The following is a 16,617-nucleotide window of genomic DNA, read 5'->3' as shown; positions in this document are numbered from 1 at the left end:
CCTTTTAGGATGCTTTTTTTATCTTTAGAAAATTCAAAAAACGAAAAAGATGAAAATGTTCTTACATGCATTTGCCCTGATATTTCTGATGTCGTGTGGCTCAACCCAGTTGGTGCAGACCCCTTCAAAAGGAGGAGAGCAGAGTGTAACGGTCAACACTGCAAAAAGTGATAATGACTCCTTTACCAATTCGGAGCGAATAGGTGAAATCATGAACTATCTCGCTTCAGATGATTTAAAGGGTCGTGATTCAGGGAGTGAGGGCATTGAAATGGCCGCCAAATACATCGAAAATTATTTTAAATCCTATGGGGTGAAGCCTTATTTTGATTCATACCGGGATACTATTGCCAATTATAAGGACCCTTCCTATAATATTGTGGGAATCGTTGAAGGGAACGACCCGGACTTAAAAAATGAATATATTGTGATTGGTGCCCATTACGACCATATTGGTACCATTGCACCTGAAAATGGTGATTATATTGCCAACGGAGCCAACGACAATGCATCGGGAACCACTTCTGTAATGGAAATGGCACGTTACTTTGGGATACATAAGACCAATAAGCGCAGTTTAATTTTTGCACTTTTCACTGCAGAAGAAAAGGGATTATTGGGATCAGAGCATTTGGCAAAAAAATTAAAGGAACAGGACCTGAATCTGTATACCATGCTCAATTTTGAAATGACAGGTGTACCCTTACAGGGTAAGGACTATTTTGTATACATCACAGGGTATGAGCGTTCCAACTTGGCCGAAGTGAGCAATGCCTATGCTAAGGAAAATCTTGTCGGTTTCTTGCCAACAGCAAAAGAATACAATTTATACGAGCGTTCGGATAATTACGCCTTTCATAAGGAATTTGGGGTTCCCTCACACACTTTTTGTACGTTTGATTTTACCAATTTTGGGCACTACCATAAAGTGGGAGATGAGGTTGACCTTATGGATTTTGGCCACATGGCCACCTTGGTGAATAAAGTACTACCTGTTATTGAGAGTATAGCCAATGGCCCTGAAAATGAAATTAAATTGAATTAAGTCCAAAAATATCACCTCTAATCCTTTAGGGAAAGTTTGATATATCTGTTTTGGATATTGGGTGCCGGTAGTTAGATAGTGGATGTCTTATTTTGGAGTTTTAGTGGCTATTCGTGAAATTCGTGTTGCACATAAGAACAGTGAACAATGAGCAATGGATTCCCAATTTCTAGGGAATGACAAAAAAATAATTATGGCAAACATAATCATCACCGGAACAAGTAGGGGAATAGGTTTTGAGTTGGTACAACTTTTTGCCCAAGAGGGGCATAATGTGCTCGCCTTATCCAGAAATTCCCAACGCATTGCTGATTTAGACCTGCCAAACGTTCATGCATTTCCTTTTGATTTGGCCAACCCAACAGATTTTAGAAAGGTAACCGAGTTTCTGGAACAGGAACAGTGGCATATTGTTGATGTGCTCATCAACAATGCGGGAAAACTGCTCAATAAGCCATTTTCGCAAACGACGACAGCCGAATTTGAAGCGGTGTATAAAGTGAACGTCTTTGGCGTGGCTGAATTGACCAAAACTGTTTTGCCCAAAATGGGCCAAGGAGGCCATGTGATCACCATCAGTTCCATGGGCGGGGTGCAGGGCAGTATGAAGTTTCCAGGATTGTCTGCATACAGTTCCAGTAAGGGAGCTGTAATTACATTGACGGAACTTTTGGCCGAAGAACACAAAGAAACCGGTCCCAGTTTTAATGTGTTGGCTTTGGGTGCCGTGCAGACCGAAATGTTGGAAGAAGCTTTTCCCGGCTACAAAGCTCCGGTGACCGCTTTGGAAATGGCCACCTATATCAAAGATTTTGCCTTAACAGGGCAAAAACTCTATAATGGGAAATTGTTGCAAGTGAGCAATAGTACGCCTTAATCCTGATAAGAAACTTCAATTCGCATTCCTTCAGGTTCAATCATAGTTTCATTATCTGAATCTGATAGGATTCCTTTCACAATTTGCAATTGGTCTGCATGACTTTCCGGAATTTTTAATTTGATTTTCCACTCCGGATTGGTCTGCTCAATTATAATACTGGTTTTCCCATCTTTTTTGGTGTAGAAGACGGAGATAGTGTTTGCGCCATCGCCAAGTTTTACATTTTCCAACGAGCTATTATCCCAAGTATCGGGCATTGAGGGAGAAATCACAACTTCTTTTTGCGAAGCATATGGTTGAATCCCAAAAAATTGGTTCACAATGGGGTAGGCAAAGCTGTAGATGTTCCAGGCTTGGGTAATCATTCCATAATCCGGGGAAACCTCGTACATGCTGCCAGGGAAGGCATAGCTAAAAGTGCGAGTCATTCGTTCCAAATAATTGAGGGCTTCGTTGGGCCTTCCATAGTTGTTTTCTGCCCTTGCTTGAACTCCTGTCGGCAATGTCATCACAGCACCCGTATAGGAGAAAATCTTGGAACCTTTAAAAGAACCATCATCCGAGCCGGCGGATTGGTCCCGATCAATGCCCGTCACAAAAACCCCAAACGGATTGACAAACTGTTTTGCGGTTTCCAAGGCTTTGAGGGCCTTTGTGGTATCGGCAATTCCCATTTCCATGGGTGTGTTCACCACCCAATTGTGGTGCATTACAAAAGGTCTTGGTTCGTTTGAGGGATGTGCTTTAATGAATTGTTTTGTGGCTTTTAGCTCTTCAATGGCCCAAGGTTTGTTCAAGGTGTCTGCACGTATAATGGCATCTTCGATTAGGTGTAAGGCTTGGGCATCCGTTCCAATAAAGTCGGCATACGAATTGAAATTTTCAGACCAAAACTCCGTGTTGATTTTAAGTTTCAGTTCTTCCGCAATCTTTTGATATTGCAGGGCGAGGGAATCCCTGCCCAATTCTCTTGCCATTCGGGAAGCATCGGCAAAAGCTTTTTGGGAATAGGCGGCCACATCTATCATTTCGCTGTCCAATCCATGAATTTCCATCATACCAAAACCTTCGGGAAACCCGTTGCCGTCCAAATCGTTTTCTTCCATTAACCAAGAAAGGCCTTTTTCTATTGTGGGAAAATATTTTTCCAAAAAGGATTTGTTCCCGTTCCATTGGTAAATACTCCAAATAAGGGAAGCAAATTGTGGGGTTTCGTTGATATTTCCTTTATTGAAAACCGCCCCATTGGTAGACATCTCGTGGATGATTTTCCCATTACCGTTCACACTGTTGGAAACACTGTCCAGTAAAGCAATGGTATTATACACCGCACTGGTTTGTCCAATGGACATGTATCCCTGGAGGGCATACTCACTGTCCACCCCAAACCACCATGGGTAATCGGGAATACCTGCGGTGATTCCTGTACCAATTTCAGGAACAGTTCTAATTAACCAATCGCAGTTGTACTTTAACCATTCAAAGGTCTGTTGCATTTTTTTATCCGGAATGGTCAATTTGGATTGCTGGGCCAATTCTTTGTACCGTTGTTTTTTGGCCTCCCACAGATTGAGCCAATCCGATTTTATGGTATTGAACGTAGTAAAGGCATTCTCCCTGGAAACATAAGAACCCGAAACAATAAAATTGATGGTTTTGGTTTCATTGGGTTCAATTTCCATTGCATAGGACAATTGGTTGGAAACACCCAATCCCCTGTAGCTGTTTTCTGCTTTGGATTTTTGTGTGGGAGCCATGTCACTGGCATAACATAAATACCAAGGATTTTTATTGTCTTTGACCATCCAACCCTGAATGGTTTCCTCAAAAATAGCCTTGTCTTCTGAATCGTTCATGTTGGTGCGTTCACCCAACCAAGTAGGTCTCAAATCCGAATGGCCGGTAAAATCCACATCAAAAATCAATGGAGTTGGGCCGGTATTGGTCAATTCGATCTGCACCAGTAGTCCTTCCAAATCATCGGGGACAAATTGCCAACGTTTCACAACAAGATTTTTTGAAGGGATATTATAGTGCTGTTTGTTGGCAAATGGGTAGTTGGTAAAGGTATCAGCTTTATTCAATATGTGCGATTCGTCATTCCATTTAAAGGCAATATCAAATCCATCCATTAACTTAATGGGATGGTCCCAAACGCCTCCCATTTCACCTTTTATGTGCCACCCAATTTCGGTGAAGGAACCATCTTGGTGCCCAACCATATACACCCTGTTTCCAGCAGTAAGAAAGGGAGAATCTAGGTATTCAGTTTTACCAACTATGCTGGGAACGTCCTGCACATATTGTGAAAGGGACACCTTTTTTTCTGTTTCTGTGCAGTTCCAAAAAAGAATGCACAGGAATGCCATTTTATATAGGGACCACTTCATGAGTGTCAAATTTTGATAAAAATACATAGATTAATTTTCTGAACATCGTTTAGATTAATTAGTAGCATGTAACTTCGTAATTGGAAGAACAAGCTAAAATTGAACAATACTTTACAGAAATATTTACCCGAACGCGCTGTGGCTCCTTGTTTTGAATTGATAAAAACCCATGGCGTGCATCTAAAGATTGTAAACCATCGGGTTACCCGGCATGGCGATTACCGGAGAATGCCCAACGGAATGCATCAGATTACGGTGAACGCTTCGCTGAATAAATACCGATTCCTGATCACACTCGTTCACGAAATAGCGCATCTGGTTGCTTTTGAGGCGTATGGCCGTCGCATAAAACCCCATGGCATGGAATGGAAGCGTACCTTTCAACATTTAATGGTCCCTTTTATTCGACCCGAGATATTTCCGTCTCAATTGCTGCCCATTATTGCCAACCATTTTAAAAACCCGAAGGCCAGTAGCAGCACAGATGCCCGATTGTCCATTGCACTAAAAGCTTTTGACGTGGAGGAGCGAACAAACAGTTATGTGTATGAATTGCCTGCGGGAAGTATTTTTCGACTGTACAATGGTAAACTGTTCAAAAAAGGAAAAAAGAAAGTAAAACGATACGAATGCGTGGAGTTGTCCACGGGCAGATTATATTTGTTCCAACCCAATGCAGAAGTGGAGGTTGTTGAACAATTGTAACCTTGAGCGAAGTCGAAAGGTCTTAAAAAGGTCTCGACTGCACTCGACCTGACATGCAAAACAACAAAAATGAACAATAATTATTATGCAGTTTTAATGGCCGGGGGGATAGGTTCCCGATTCTGGCCCGTGAGTACAACTGCCAACCCCAAGCAGTTCCACGACATGCTAGGAACTGGAAAGACTTTGATTCAAAAGACCTTTGATCGCTTGAATCGATTTATCCCAACGGAGAACATTTTAATTCTCACCAATGAGCGGTACAACGATTTGGTCTTGGAGCAATTGCCAAAAGTAAAGCCAGAGCAGGTTGTGCTGGAGCCGGCCATGCGAAATACCGCTCCTTGTATTTTGTACGCTTCTTTGAAAATTCAAAAAATGAATCCCGATGCTGTGATGATCGTAGCGCCAAGTGACCATTGGATCGAGGACGAAGAAGCCTTTGAAAAAGATGTTGTGGCCTGTTTTGATAAATGCGAACAAGAAGATGTGCTCTGCACGCTTGGTATTCAGCCCACTTTTCCCAATACCGGATTTGGGTACATCGAATTTGAAAAGGGAAGTGACCAAAAATTGAAAAAGGTGTCCCAGTTTAGGGAGAAACCGGACTATGAAACCGCAAAAGAGTTTTTGGCCCAAGGTAATTTTCTGTGGAATGCGGGAATTTTTATGTGGAGTGTGAAGTCCATAGTGGATGCGTTTAAAAGTTATCAGCCTAGTCAATATGAATTGTTTGAAAAAGGCATTTCTTACTATAACACAAAAGAAGAAAAGACCTTTATTCAAGAAAATTATGCCAAGGCAGAAAACATTTCCATAGATTATGCTATCTTGGAGCAATCCAAATCCATTTACACCTTACCGACCACTTTTGATTGGAACGACCTGGGAACCTGGGGCGCACTATATGATAAATTGGATAAGGACAACGCTAAAAATGCGGTAGTGAACAGCAAAGTGCTGTTGGAAAATGCCCAAGGCAACATGATTCGTTCCCCAAAAGGGAAAATAGTGGTTGTGGATGGATTGGAAGATTACATCATTGTGGACAAGGAAGAGGTGTTGTTGATTTATCCCAAATCCAAACAGCAGGATATTAAAAAAGTTTTGAGCCAGGTTAAGGAGAAATTTGGCGATCAGTTTGCATAAATATATATGAGTGAGCAACAGTTTGGTGAGGGAAAAACTCCAGAGCAGGAAAGTGGAGATGAAGTTAAAAAAGACTTCAAAGGACTTTTGGGCAGTGTTGGGAAGTTTATGTCCGATTTGTTGGAAATCCGTTCCAATACGGATGCCGTTGCCACCAAAGAATCCATTATAGCCGATATTCCATTTAAGGGACACACTTCTTGGATTTTGGTCTGTTCTATTTTTATCGCTTCTGTTGGGTTGAATGCAAATTCCACAGCCGTTGTTATTGGTGCAATGTTGATCTCTCCACTAATGGGCCCCATTTTAGGCATGGGGATGTCTTTGGCCATCAATGATATTGATACCTTGCGAAGATCACTCAAAAACTTTACCGTAATGGTGGTCTTGAGTGTGATCACTGCTTTTTTGTTCTTCTATCTTTTTCCGCTACGCGATGAATCATCCGAATTGTTGGCCCGTACCAAGCCGGATATCCGGGATGTGTTGATTGCATTTTTTGGTGGACTTGCCCTTGTGATCGCCCGTGCCAAAAAAGGGACCATTGCCAGTGTTATTTTTGGAGTTGCCATTGCAACCGCATTGATGCCACCACTCTGTACGGTGGGATTTGGACTGGCCATTGGCAAACCTTGGTATGCGGCCGGGGCCATGTACTTATTCACAATAAATACCATATTTATTGGATTGGCCACTTTTTTGGTCATCAAGTTTCTGCGATTTCCCATGGTCCGTTATGCCAATTCCCACAGAAGACGATTGATCGCCCGATTGGCTTCCATTACCGGTATTTTGGTGATGATTCCAGCTGGATTTACATTTTATCAGGTTTTCCAAGAATCACTCTTCAAAAAACAGGCCCAAGAATTTTTGAAGGAAACCATTGAGGTATATCAATTTGATGGAGCCGGTAGGTATGTGGATAATTTAACGAAAATTGAATATGTGGATGATGGTACCTCGCTTATTGAAGTGGTTTGTATGGGCGATGAATTGATTCCAGAGAATGTAGTGAATACCTGGCGTGTCCAAAAAAATCAATATGCACGATTGAAAGATGCCGAGCTCCACATCATTCAGGGAGGTAAAGACGACTCGGAGGAGAAGTTTACCTATGTCAGCGAGCTTTATGAAAAGAACAAGGCCGAACTCCTCAATAAAGATGAACAGATACGTTTATTGGAGGAAGAAGTGGCCAATTTAACCAGAAGTGTAGGGAAGCAAATACCTTTTTCCGTAATCAGTGCCGAGGCCAAGGCCAATTATGAAAACTTGGCAAGTATGGGCTTTTCCTATAGAATACAGACCGACTTTGACAAACTTGATACCGTTCCGGTTTTTGAGGTAAAATGGAAGGACGGTACAGGAAGCAGTCAAAAAGATACGGATACCAAAAAAATGTTGAGTTGGTTAAAGATAAGGCTCCAGGATTCTACCTTGGTGATCAATGAAGCAAAATAATCTTTTCTTCGATGTTCGATTCAGTTTCGTTCCTCAATGTACATTTGGCGCACTTTTTTAAAGAGTTCTGAGGAATACACAAAATCGGTTACAGCCTGGTTGTCCGTTTTAAAGATTTCTTTGTTGGTGCCTTCCCATTCTTTGTGCCCATTTTTTAGGAAGATGATTTTTTCCCCAATTTCCATCACGGAGTTCATGTCGTGGGTGTTTATTACGGTGGTTATATCATATTCCTGGGTAATCTCTTGAATCAAATTATCAATTAGAATGGCCGTTTTGGGATCGAGGCCAGAATTGGGTTCGTCGCAGAACAGATATTTCGGGTTCATTACAATGGCCCGGGCAATGGCCACCCGTTTTTGCATCCCTCCGGAAATTTCGGCAGGATATTTTTTATGGGCGTCAATAAGGTTGACACGTTCCAAAACAAAATCCACCCGATCTTGCATTTCAGCTTTGGATTGCTTGGTGAACATGTCCAAAGGGAACATTACATTGCCTTCCACAGTCATGGAATCAAATAGGGCACTACCTTGGAAAACCATGCCCATTTCTTGGCGAAGATCACGGCGTTCTTTTGCGGAAAGCTCAGAATAATACTGCCCGTTATAACAAATTTGCCCTTCGTCAGGTTCAAAAAGGCCCAGCAAGCACTTTATAAAAACCGTTTTGCCCGAACCACTCTGTCCTATGATCAGATTGGTCTTTCCTTTTTCAAAGATGGTTGATATGCCCTTGAGCACATGGTTGTCCCCAAAAGATTTGTGTATGTTTTCCACTTCGATCATTAGCCAAGGAGTAATTGGGTTAATAGGTAGTTCACTATAATGATAACAACACTGGTCCAAACAAAGGCCGTGGTACTGGCCTTACCCACTTCCAAGGCACCACCTGTCATGTAAAATCCATGGTATGAAGGTACCGTGGCAATGACAAAGGCGAAAACAATGGATTTTATAAAAGCGTAGGTAACATGGAACGAATCAAAATCCAATTGCAGCCCTTGTATAAATTCTCCACTGGGCGCATACCCGCCAAAAACAGCAGCGACCCAACCACCCAAAATACCTACGAACATGGAAATGGCCACGGCAAAAGGGTAGATCATGGTGGCAATGATTTTTGGAAAAACCAGATAGTTCAAGGAGTTTACCCCCATTACCTCCAAGGCATCAATCTGTTCGGTAACACGCATGGTCCCAATACTCGAAGTAATGTAAGACCCTACCTTTCCTGCCATAATAATGGAAGTGAAAGTGGGCGCGAACTCCAAAATCACGGATTGACGAGTGGCAAACCCAATAAGACTTTTGGGCAAAAGAGGGCTATTTAAATTGAGAGCCGTTTGAATGGTAACAACACCCCCTATGAAGAAAGAGATAAATATGATGATGCCCATGGCTCCATAAATGAGATCATCAATTTCCTTTAAGATCAAGGATTTCATGATGGGCCACTTGGTAGGCTTTTTAAATACTTCCCATATCATGATGAAGTACTTTCCAATCGCTTCAAGATATTTCATGCGCTTAAATTGGACTTGCGGGCATAAAAATAAGAATATTGTTAAGCTTTTAACCTTCAATTAAAATATTAAACAGGATAAATGAATAGTTTTGTTATCGTTTTTGATAAATCCAACCCATGAAAAACAACAACCTTATTTTACTGTTGCTCGCTTTTTGTATTACCACCTTTACCAATGGTCAGCATAGAAAGAAGAACATAGAGGAAAAAGCTCCTGTAGAAATAGCCCAATCACCCAAATTGGTGGTCGGTATTGTGGTAGACCAAATGCGGTACGACTACCTTACTCGTTTTTGGAACCATTATGGTGAAGGAGGTTTTAAACGGTTGGTAAATGATGGATTTAATTGCAAAAACAACCATTTTAACTATTCGCCCACCAGTACGGGACCAGGACATGCATCGGTATATACTGGAACCACACCAGCTACCCACGGAATCATAGGAAACAATTGGTACGATAAGGAAACTGGAGAAGAAGTGTATTGTGCCGGTGATGATAGTTATGAATCGGTGGGTACCACATCCGATGCAGGTAAAATGTCGCCCCACCGAATGATCACCACCACCATCACCGATCAATTGCGACTGCATACCCAACAAAGGGGCAAGGTAATAGCGGTTTCCTTGAAGGACAGGGGAGCGGTACTGCCAGGTGGACATACAGCCAATGCGGCCTATTGGTTTGAAGGAGGAAACACCGGCAATTGGATAACAAGTTCGTTTTATATGGATGCTTTGCCGCAATGGGTGAACAGTTTTAATGCTTCTGACGAAGTGGAGGCTTATAAGAAACCATGGAATACGTTAAAACCTATCAATACGTATGTGGAGAGTGGCCTCGATGCCAATAGCTATGAAGGAGTTTTGGATGGGGAAACAACCAATACTTTCCCACATGATCTTCCAACAATTTGGGAAGCCAACAGTCAGTTTGAATTGCTCCGTAAAACACCTTATGGGAATAGTATTACTGCCGATTTTGCTTTGGCCGCTTTGGAGGGCGAAGATTTGGGGGCGGATACAATAACCGATTTCTTGGCCATCAGTTTTTCCAGTACGGATTATGTAGGTCATTTTTTTGGGGTAAACTCGAAAGAGGTACAAGATACCTATTTGCGGTTAGATCAAGATTTAGCCCGAATTCTTACTGTTCTGGATGAAAAAGTTGGAGTAGGGGAATACACTGTGTTTTTGACTGCGGACCATGCGGCCATTAATGTTCCAGCCTATTTGGCGGACCAGAAAATACCAGCAGGCTATTTGGACATGGATGGAATGCGGGAAGAATTCAATGAGTTTTTGCAGTACAAGTACGGCACTACCGATGTGGTAAAGAACATTTCCAATTACCAAATATTCTTGGACCATAAAATCCTAACCAACTTGGATATTGACCTAGATGATGCAGAAGAAGAAATTGCTAAGGAACTGCTCACCTACGAAGCTGTAAATCAAGTCTACACGGGCCATCAAATGTGGACCAATGAGTATACCGAGGGGATTCCCTATATTTTGCAAAATGGGTACAACCAAAAACGTTCTGGGGATATTTTGTTTGTACCAAGACCTGGGTTTATCTCCTACGGAAGAACAGGTTCTACTCACGGCTCGCCAATGATTTATGACACCCACGCCCCATTGCTTTTCTATGGAAAGGGAATAAAACAGGGTAGTACGGTAGACCGAACAGAGATTCCTGATATAGCACCTACCATTGCGGCCTTGTTGGGTATAGCGTTCCCAAATGGGACTACCGGTAAGCCGATTGGGGAGGTATTGCAGTAGTTAATCTCTATCCTTTTTGAGGAACAACTGCATAAAAATCAAATCCAACCACTGGTCAAATTTGTAGCCCACTTCTTTGAACGTGCCTATTTCTTGGAAGCCAAATTTTTTGTGGAATTCAAAACTGCCCTTGTTTGAGGCATCCACGCCTGCAATCATGGTATGGTAGCCTTGTTCGGTAGCCAGTCGAATCAGTTCTGACATAATAAGTTTGCCGATTCCCATTCCCCTGCAAGTATGATGGGTGTAAATTGAATGTTCCACACTATATTGATAGGCATCCCAAGGCCTAAAAATCCCAAACGTACCAAAGCCTACTACCTTTTCTTCATTTTCAGCAACGATTACAGGCATGTTGTCCTGTAGTTTTTTTTCAAACCATGCCAGCTGCTGCTCATAGGTACGCTCCTTATAATCATATACCACGGTTGAGTGAAGAATTTCGTGGTTTATGATTTCCAAGATAACCTTTACATCCTTGGTTTCTGCTGGCCGTATTATGATACTCATCGACAAAAATTGGTGTGCAGTACAAAGATAGAATAGGGAAATCTATTTTATTGTGGTCAAGATAATTTAGACCAAATGCCCTTCCATCGATATGTTCTAATGAATTTCCCTTCCTCTTTGGAAACGTATCGGGGCTGTTGTTGAAATAATGCTATGAGATAACCAAAAACTGCTTGAAAATATAAAAGAATACTCTCGGCCTGCCAAGCCATTTTAAGCGCAGCGATTTTAGTGAGGACGATACCGTAGCGCATTTTGTACATGGCCTCTCCTTTGGTCTGATATTTCTTGGAACTATATCCATGGCCCGTGGGGCGAAGGTGTTTTACATGGAGTTCGGGAACCGTCAAAGTCTCAAAATCGTGGTATTGGGCCAGAAGGATGTCCACAGTGTCCCATCCTACACCGGGGCGCAAGCCACCAATCTTGTCAAAACAGACTTTGTGGTACAGTTTTATGGGGCCACGGATATGGGTTTTATCGGCAATGTTCTCGTAAATCCAGTTATTATCTTTTTTGATGTACAGCAATCCAGAGCACATACCCAGTTTCCAATTGGCTTGAAACCGGTTCAGGATTTCTTCAAAATAGTTGGTGGGCAGGATAATATCCGCATCAAATTTGCCGATCAAATTATAATCTGAAGCATGTTTAAGCCCAAAATTAAAGGTGTCCACCACTTTTTTTCCAGGACTATGTTCATTTGCAGATTCTCGCTGGACCACTTTTATCCAATCATATATTTTGGCAAATTCACTGGCAATGGCAAAGGTGTTGTCTGTTGAATTATCATCCACAACAATAACTTCATCAGGCTTGTGGGTTTGTGCCACAAAAGAATCCAAGCAATCCTTGAGGTAGACAGCTTCGTTATGTGCAGGGATTACAATGCTGATTCGCATCTGCTAAAATTCTAAAAAACAAATCAAATATCCCAGAAGATCTTGTGTTATTGGGGTTTGATGTAAGCCTCTACTTGGTTGAACTCTCTTTTGAACTTGGTTCTTGAACTTTGTGGTTAGTATCTATAAACCATAGCGTTGATATTCATTCCGGCGCCAACGCTTGCAAACATAACAACATCTCCCTTTTCTAATTGATGTACCGGCATTTCTCCTTTGGTAACCAAATCGAATAAGGTAGGAACGGTGGCCACAGAACTGTTGCCCAATTTATGGATGCTCATGGGCATGATGTTTTTGGGCACTTCTTTTTGATACAATCTATAAAACCGTTTTACAATGGCCTCATCCATTTTTTCATTGGCCTGATGTATGAATATCTTTTTAACCGAATCAACGTCCACGCCACTTTGGTCCAAACAATCTTTCATGGCTTGTGGTACGTGGGTACAGGCAAATTCATAAATTTTGCGCCCATTCATTTTAATATAGCGCGTATTTGTGCAAGCCCCTTCTTCATTGGACTTGTCAAAGTAGAGGTAATAAGCTTCTTCGTTGGCGTATGTTTCAGTGGCGTGCGCCAATACTTCTCCCGATTTAGGATTGGCCTCAAAAATGGCTGCCCCGGCACCGTCCGAAAAAATCATACTGTCACGATCATGTTTGTCTACCACCCGAGATAGTGTCTCTCCCCCAATGACCAAGCATTTTTTGGCCATGCCACTTTTAATAAAGGCAGAGGCTTGGATGGCACCCTCAATCCATCCTGGGCATCCAAAAATGATATCATAACATACACACTTTGGATTTTTAATGCGAAGCAGATGTTTCACCCGACTAGCAAGACTCGGTAGTATGTCCCCCTGAATCTTTCCATAGGTTAAGTCGCCAAAATTATGGGCAAAGATGATGTAATCCAGTTCTTCTGGATCTATTCCAGAATCCTCAATGGCCTTTTGAGCGGCCAAAAAACCCATATCAGAAGTCTTCAGGTTGGATGGTGCATATCGCCGTTCCGCAATTCCAGTGATAGATTTGAATTTTTCAATAATGACTGCGTTATCTTGTTGGAAGCTAGAACCGTCATTTTCCAAAAAAGTGTGGTTCAAAAAGTCTTCATTCTTGGTGACAATTGCTGGAATATAACTTCCAGTTCCTGTGATGCCAATCTCCATGGTAGAGGTTTTACCTGAAAGATAGTGAACAAATATTTAGGTGTTATGCATGCATAATACTTTTTACAGTGTCCAAGGCGAGATCAACATCCATTTAGAATCAAAATAGCCTTGATTTTATTTTCAAATCAAGGCTATTTTCCACTACATATCATGGGTTGGCTACACTTCGGCGTAGGCCTCAATGGGCGTGCAAGTACATATTAAATTACGATCCCCAAACGCTTCATCCGTTCTTCTAATTGATGGCCAAAACTTGTTTTCTGCAACATAGGGCAACGGAAACGCCGCCTTTTGTCTATTATAGGGATAATCCCAAGAATCACTTGTGAGCATTTCCAACGTATGTGGTGCATTTTTGAGCACATTATTGGGTTGGTCTGCACTAGCTTCATCAATTTCCTTTCGGATGGACAACAAAGCATCACAAAACTTATTTAATTCCACAAGGCTCTCACTTTCGGTGGGTTCGATCATCAAGGTACCGGCTACGGGAAACGACACAGTTGGTGCATGAAAGCCGTAATCTATGAGTCGTTTGGCAATATCCGTCACCTCAATGCCATTGGCTTTGAAGGGCCTACAATCAATGATCATTTCGTGGGCGGCCCTACCTCTTTCTCCTGTGTACAAGACATCAAATTTGCCTTTCAACCGGTCTTTGATATAATTGGCATTGAGAATCGCGGCTTTGGTGGCATTGGTAAGCCCTTCGGCCCCCAACATTTTAATATACCCGTAGGAAATCAAACAAACCAATGAACTGCCCCAAGGTGCTGCAGAAATGGCTGTAATAGCCTCTTCACCTCCGGTTTTTACCACAGGATTTGTGGGCAAAAAAGGTTTTAACTGTTCAGCCACACAAATAGGACCAACACCAGGACCTCCGCCTCCGTGGGGGATTGCAAAAGTTTTGTGAAGGTTGAGGTGGCACACATCGGCGCCGATGGTAGCTGGATTGGTAAGGCCAACTTGGGCGTTCATGTTGGCTCCATCCATATACACCTGACCTCCATTATCATGGATCAATTTGGTAATCTGCTTGATGGAGGATTCAAATACACCATGAGTGGATGGGTAGGTGACCATCAAAGCGGCAAGATTCTCGGAATGCAAGTTCGCTTTTTCCTCCAAATCGGCCATATCAATGTTTCCTTTCTCATCGGTTTTGGTCACCACTACTTTCATTCCGGCCATGACAGCCGATGCAGGATTGGTTCCGTGGGCCGATGCTGGAATAAGGCAAATATTTCTATGGCCTTCCCCTCTGGATTCGTGATACGCACGAATAACCATCAGTCCGGCATATTCTCCTTGTGCGCCCGAGTTGGGTTGCAATGAGGTTGCCGCAAATCCAGTGATCACATTTAATTGCTGCTCCAAGGTTTTCAACATTTCCTGATACCCTTCAGCCTGATTTAGAGGGGCAAATGGATGAATATTGCTCCAATGGGCCCAACTCAATGGAAGCATTTCCGAAGCGGCATTCAATTTCATGGTACAACTACCCAAGGAGATCATGGAATGGTTCAGGGCCAAATCCTTCCGTTCCAATTTTTTGATGTAGCGCATCAACTCGGTTTCAGAGTGGTAGCTGTTGAACACTTCGTGCTCTAAATATGGAGCTTTTCGCTGTAATGCAGGTGGAATAACATGGCCTGCCTCAACCTCTTGCCCACTATGATTTTTTATGTCATGGGATTCAGCAAAACAAGCGATCAGTGTTTTCAGATCTTCATTTGAAACGGCCTCGTTCAAAGAAATGGAAACAGTATTCGCATCAACATAATTTAGGTTGATGCCTTTACTTTCGGCAACTTCCTGCAACCGTTTGGAGTTATTAACGGCTACTTTGATGGTATCAAAATAAGCGGAATTCAATTGTTCAAAGCCAAGGGACCCCAAACTTTTGGCCAATTTTTTGGTTTGAGTATGGACCTTGTCAGCAATATATTTCAACCCGTTTGGACCATGGTAAACGGCATACATTCCTGCCATGACGGCCAAAAGTACCTGTGCGGTACAGATGTTGGAGGTGGCCTTGTCCCTTTTTATGTGCTGTTCCCGAGTTTGCAGTGCCATTCGCAAGGCCCGATTACCATCAGTGTCCTTGGTTACACCAATAATTCTTCCGGGAATGCTTCTTTTATATTCTTCTTTGGTGGCAAAAAAGGCAGCGTGTGGACCTCCATAGCCCAAGGGAATTCCAAAACGCTGGGTGGTTCCCACCACAACATCTACGCCCCATTCCCCTGGAGGGGTAAGGAGCACCAAGCTTAAAATATCGGCAGCAACCGCTACTTTGATTTCACGTGCTTTGGCTTTCTCCACAAAATCGGCATAGTCATGCACTTGCCCAAATTTTCCGGGATATTGAAGTAAGGCTCCATAAAAATCCTCGGAAAAGTCAAAAGTTTCATGGTTGCCCACCACCAAGTCAATACCTAAAGGTATTGCTCGGGTTTTTAGCAGGCTCAAGGTTTGTGGAAGAATTTCTTCGGACACAAAAAACTTAACGGTTTCGTCCTTTTTTTGCTGACGCGAACGGAGTTCAAACAGCATGGTCATGGCCTCGGCCGCTGCGGTACTTTCATCCAAAAGGGAAGCGTTGGCAATTTCCATTCCGGTAAGGTCGCTTACCATGGTCTGGAAATTCAACAAAGCTTCCAAACGGCCTTGAGCAATCTCAGCCTGATATGGCGTATATGCCGTATACCATCCTGGATTTTCCAAAATGTTCCGTTTGATCACGGAAGGGGTAAAGGACTCGTGATATCCTAACCCGATATAGGTTTTGAACACCTTGTTTTTTTGAGCCAGTTCCTGGATGTGGGTCAAGAACTCATGTTCGCTGATCCCTTCCGGAAGGTCCAAGGCTTTTTTCAATTTAATATCATCAGGAATGGTCTCATAAATGAGTTGTTCCATATTTTCCACCCCAATGGTCTCAAACATTTGGGACAGGTCTTTTTCTGCAATGCCAATATGTCTGGCGGCAAACACTTCTGTATTCATCTCAATCCAATAAAGTGCACAAAATTAGGGATTAATTCAATGAAAATAAGCAATTTTGAAGGTCTCTAAA

The 16,617-nt window shown here is 42.5% G+C and carries 13 protein-coding genes; 6 read left to right on the top strand and 7 right to left on the bottom strand.

All coding sequences use genetic code 11. The features are described 5' to 3' along the window. Positions 1-49 precede the first annotated feature (49 nt). A complete protein-coding gene (locus FG28_RS03290) occupies positions 50-1,045 on the top strand; it encodes a M28 family peptidase (protein WP_036379958.1) in 996 nt (331 codons plus the stop codon). Between the two features lie 193 nt (positions 1,046-1,238). After that, the gene (locus tag FG28_RS03285) at positions 1,239-1,922 is read left to right on the top strand and encodes an SDR family oxidoreductase (protein ID WP_036386098.1); all 684 of its coding nucleotides are present in this window, start codon (positions 1,239-1,241) and stop codon (positions 1,920-1,922) included. Here FG28_RS03285 and FG28_RS03280 read toward each other — a convergent pair. Next, positions 1,919-4,315 (bottom strand): glycogen debranching protein, encoded by a 2,397-nt coding sequence (locus FG28_RS03280; protein WP_036379956.1) that lies wholly within the window; start codon positions 4,313-4,315, stop codon positions 1,919-1,921. The genes FG28_RS03285 and FG28_RS03280 overlap by 4 nt on opposite strands. 99 nt (positions 4,316-4,414) lie before the next feature. On the opposite strand from FG28_RS03280, the gene FG28_RS03275 reads away from it, so the two are divergent. The 3 genes from FG28_RS03275 to FG28_RS03265 all read left to right on the top strand — a co-directional run bounded on the left by FG28_RS03275 (position 4,415) and on the right by FG28_RS03265 (position 7,630). Continuing rightward, positions 4,415-5,020, top strand: a complete 606-nt coding sequence (locus tag FG28_RS03275; RefSeq protein WP_036379954.1) for a SprT-like domain-containing protein — start codon at positions 4,415-4,417, stop codon at positions 5,018-5,020. Between the two features lie 69 nt (positions 5,021-5,089). Beyond that, on the top strand, positions 5,090-6,169 hold the full coding sequence (locus FG28_RS03270) for a mannose-1-phosphate guanylyltransferase (RefSeq protein WP_036379952.1): 1,080 nt from the start codon (positions 5,090-5,092) through the stop codon (positions 6,167-6,169). A 6-nt stretch (positions 6,170-6,175) separates the two neighbouring features. Next, positions 6,176-7,630, top strand: coding sequence for a DUF389 domain-containing protein (locus FG28_RS03265; protein WP_036379949.1), 1,455 nt, complete (start codon positions 6,176-6,178; stop codon positions 7,628-7,630). A gap of 20 nt (positions 7,631-7,650) precedes the next feature. Here the strand turns inward: FG28_RS03265 and FG28_RS03260 are convergent, their stop codons facing one another. Both FG28_RS03260 and FG28_RS03255 read right to left on the bottom strand, forming a co-directional pair. Then, the gene (locus FG28_RS03260) at positions 7,651-8,418 is read right to left on the bottom strand and encodes an ABC transporter ATP-binding protein (protein WP_036379948.1); all 768 of its coding nucleotides are present in this window, start codon (positions 8,416-8,418) and stop codon (positions 7,651-7,653) included. Next, positions 8,418-9,155: an ABC transporter permease gene (locus tag FG28_RS03255; protein WP_036379947.1), complete on the bottom strand. Its 738-nt coding sequence runs from the start codon at positions 9,153-9,155 to the stop codon at positions 8,418-8,420. Before FG28_RS03255 ends, FG28_RS03260 begins: the two co-directional genes overlap by 1 nt. Positions 9,156-9,274: 119 nt before the next feature. On the opposite strand from FG28_RS03255, the gene pafA reads away from it, so the two are divergent. Then, entirely contained in the window at positions 9,275-10,945 is a 1,671-nt protein-coding gene (pafA, locus tag FG28_RS03250) for an alkaline phosphatase PafA (RefSeq protein WP_036379945.1), read from the top strand. On the opposite strand, the gene FG28_RS03245 is transcribed toward pafA, so the two are convergent. From FG28_RS03245 to gcvP, 4 genes are all read right to left on the bottom strand, one after another. Continuing rightward, entirely contained in the window at positions 10,946-11,455 is a 510-nt protein-coding gene (locus tag FG28_RS03245) for a GNAT family N-acetyltransferase (RefSeq protein ID WP_036379942.1), read from the bottom strand. It lies immediately after the preceding gene. A 56-nt stretch (positions 11,456-11,511) separates the two neighbouring features. Continuing rightward, positions 11,512-12,357, bottom strand: coding sequence for a glycosyltransferase (locus FG28_RS03240; RefSeq protein WP_036379940.1), 846 nt, complete (start codon positions 12,355-12,357; stop codon positions 11,512-11,514). Positions 12,358-12,473: 116 nt separating this feature from the next. Further along, positions 12,474-13,532: a 3-oxoacyl-ACP synthase III family protein gene (locus FG28_RS03235; RefSeq protein ID WP_036379938.1), complete on the bottom strand. Its 1,059-nt coding sequence runs from the start codon at positions 13,530-13,532 to the stop codon at positions 12,474-12,476. A gap of 162 nt (positions 13,533-13,694) precedes the next feature. Further along, positions 13,695-16,547, bottom strand: a complete 2,853-nt coding sequence (gcvP, locus tag FG28_RS03230; protein ID WP_036379935.1) for an aminomethyl-transferring glycine dehydrogenase — start codon at positions 16,545-16,547, stop codon at positions 13,695-13,697. Positions 16,548-16,617 lie beyond the last annotated feature (70 nt).

Source organism: Muricauda sp. MAR_2010_75 (genome assembly GCF_000745185.1).
Lineage (GTDB): Bacteria > Bacteroidota > Bacteroidia > Flavobacteriales > Flavobacteriaceae > Flagellimonas.
The sequence above is the reverse complement of the archived record's forward strand: the minus strand, read 5'-3'. Positions and strand labels throughout refer to the sequence as shown.

Bases quoted from the DNA above. Each gene is read 5' to 3' on its own strand.
- pafA (WP_036379945.1), top strand. From the start codon at position 9,275: ATGAAAAACAACAACCTTATTTTACTGTTGCTCGCTTTTTGTATTACC.
- FG28_RS03240 (WP_036379940.1), bottom strand. From the start codon at position 12,357: ATGCGAATCAGCATTGTAATCCCTGCACATAACGAAGCTGTCTACCTC.
- FG28_RS03290 (WP_036379958.1), top strand. From the start codon at position 50: ATGAAAATGTTCTTACATGCATTTGCCCTGATATTTCTGATGTCGTGT.
- FG28_RS03235 (WP_036379938.1), bottom strand. From the start codon at position 13,532: ATGGAGATTGGCATCACAGGAACTGGAAGTTATATTCCAGCAATTGTC.
- FG28_RS03245 (WP_036379942.1), bottom strand. From the start codon at position 11,455: ATGAGTATCATAATACGGCCAGCAGAAACCAAGGATGTAAAGGTTATC.
- FG28_RS03265 (WP_036379949.1), top strand. From the start codon at position 6,176: ATGAGTGAGCAACAGTTTGGTGAGGGAAAAACTCCAGAGCAGGAAAGT.
- gcvP (WP_036379935.1), bottom strand. From the start codon at position 16,547: ATGAATACAGAAGTGTTTGCCGCCAGACATATTGGCATTGCAGAAAAA.
- FG28_RS03260 (WP_036379948.1), bottom strand. From the start codon at position 8,418: ATGATCGAAGTGGAAAACATACACAAATCTTTTGGGGACAACCATGTG.
- FG28_RS03270 (WP_036379952.1), top strand. From the start codon at position 5,090: ATGAACAATAATTATTATGCAGTTTTAATGGCCGGGGGGATAGGTTCC.
- FG28_RS03285 (WP_036386098.1), top strand. From the start codon at position 1,239: ATGGCAAACATAATCATCACCGGAACAAGTAGGGGAATAGGTTTTGAG.
- FG28_RS03255 (WP_036379947.1), bottom strand. From the start codon at position 9,155: ATGAAATATCTTGAAGCGATTGGAAAGTACTTCATCATGATATGGGAA.
- FG28_RS03280 (WP_036379956.1), bottom strand. From the start codon at position 4,315: ATGAAGTGGTCCCTATATAAAATGGCATTCCTGTGCATTCTTTTTTGG.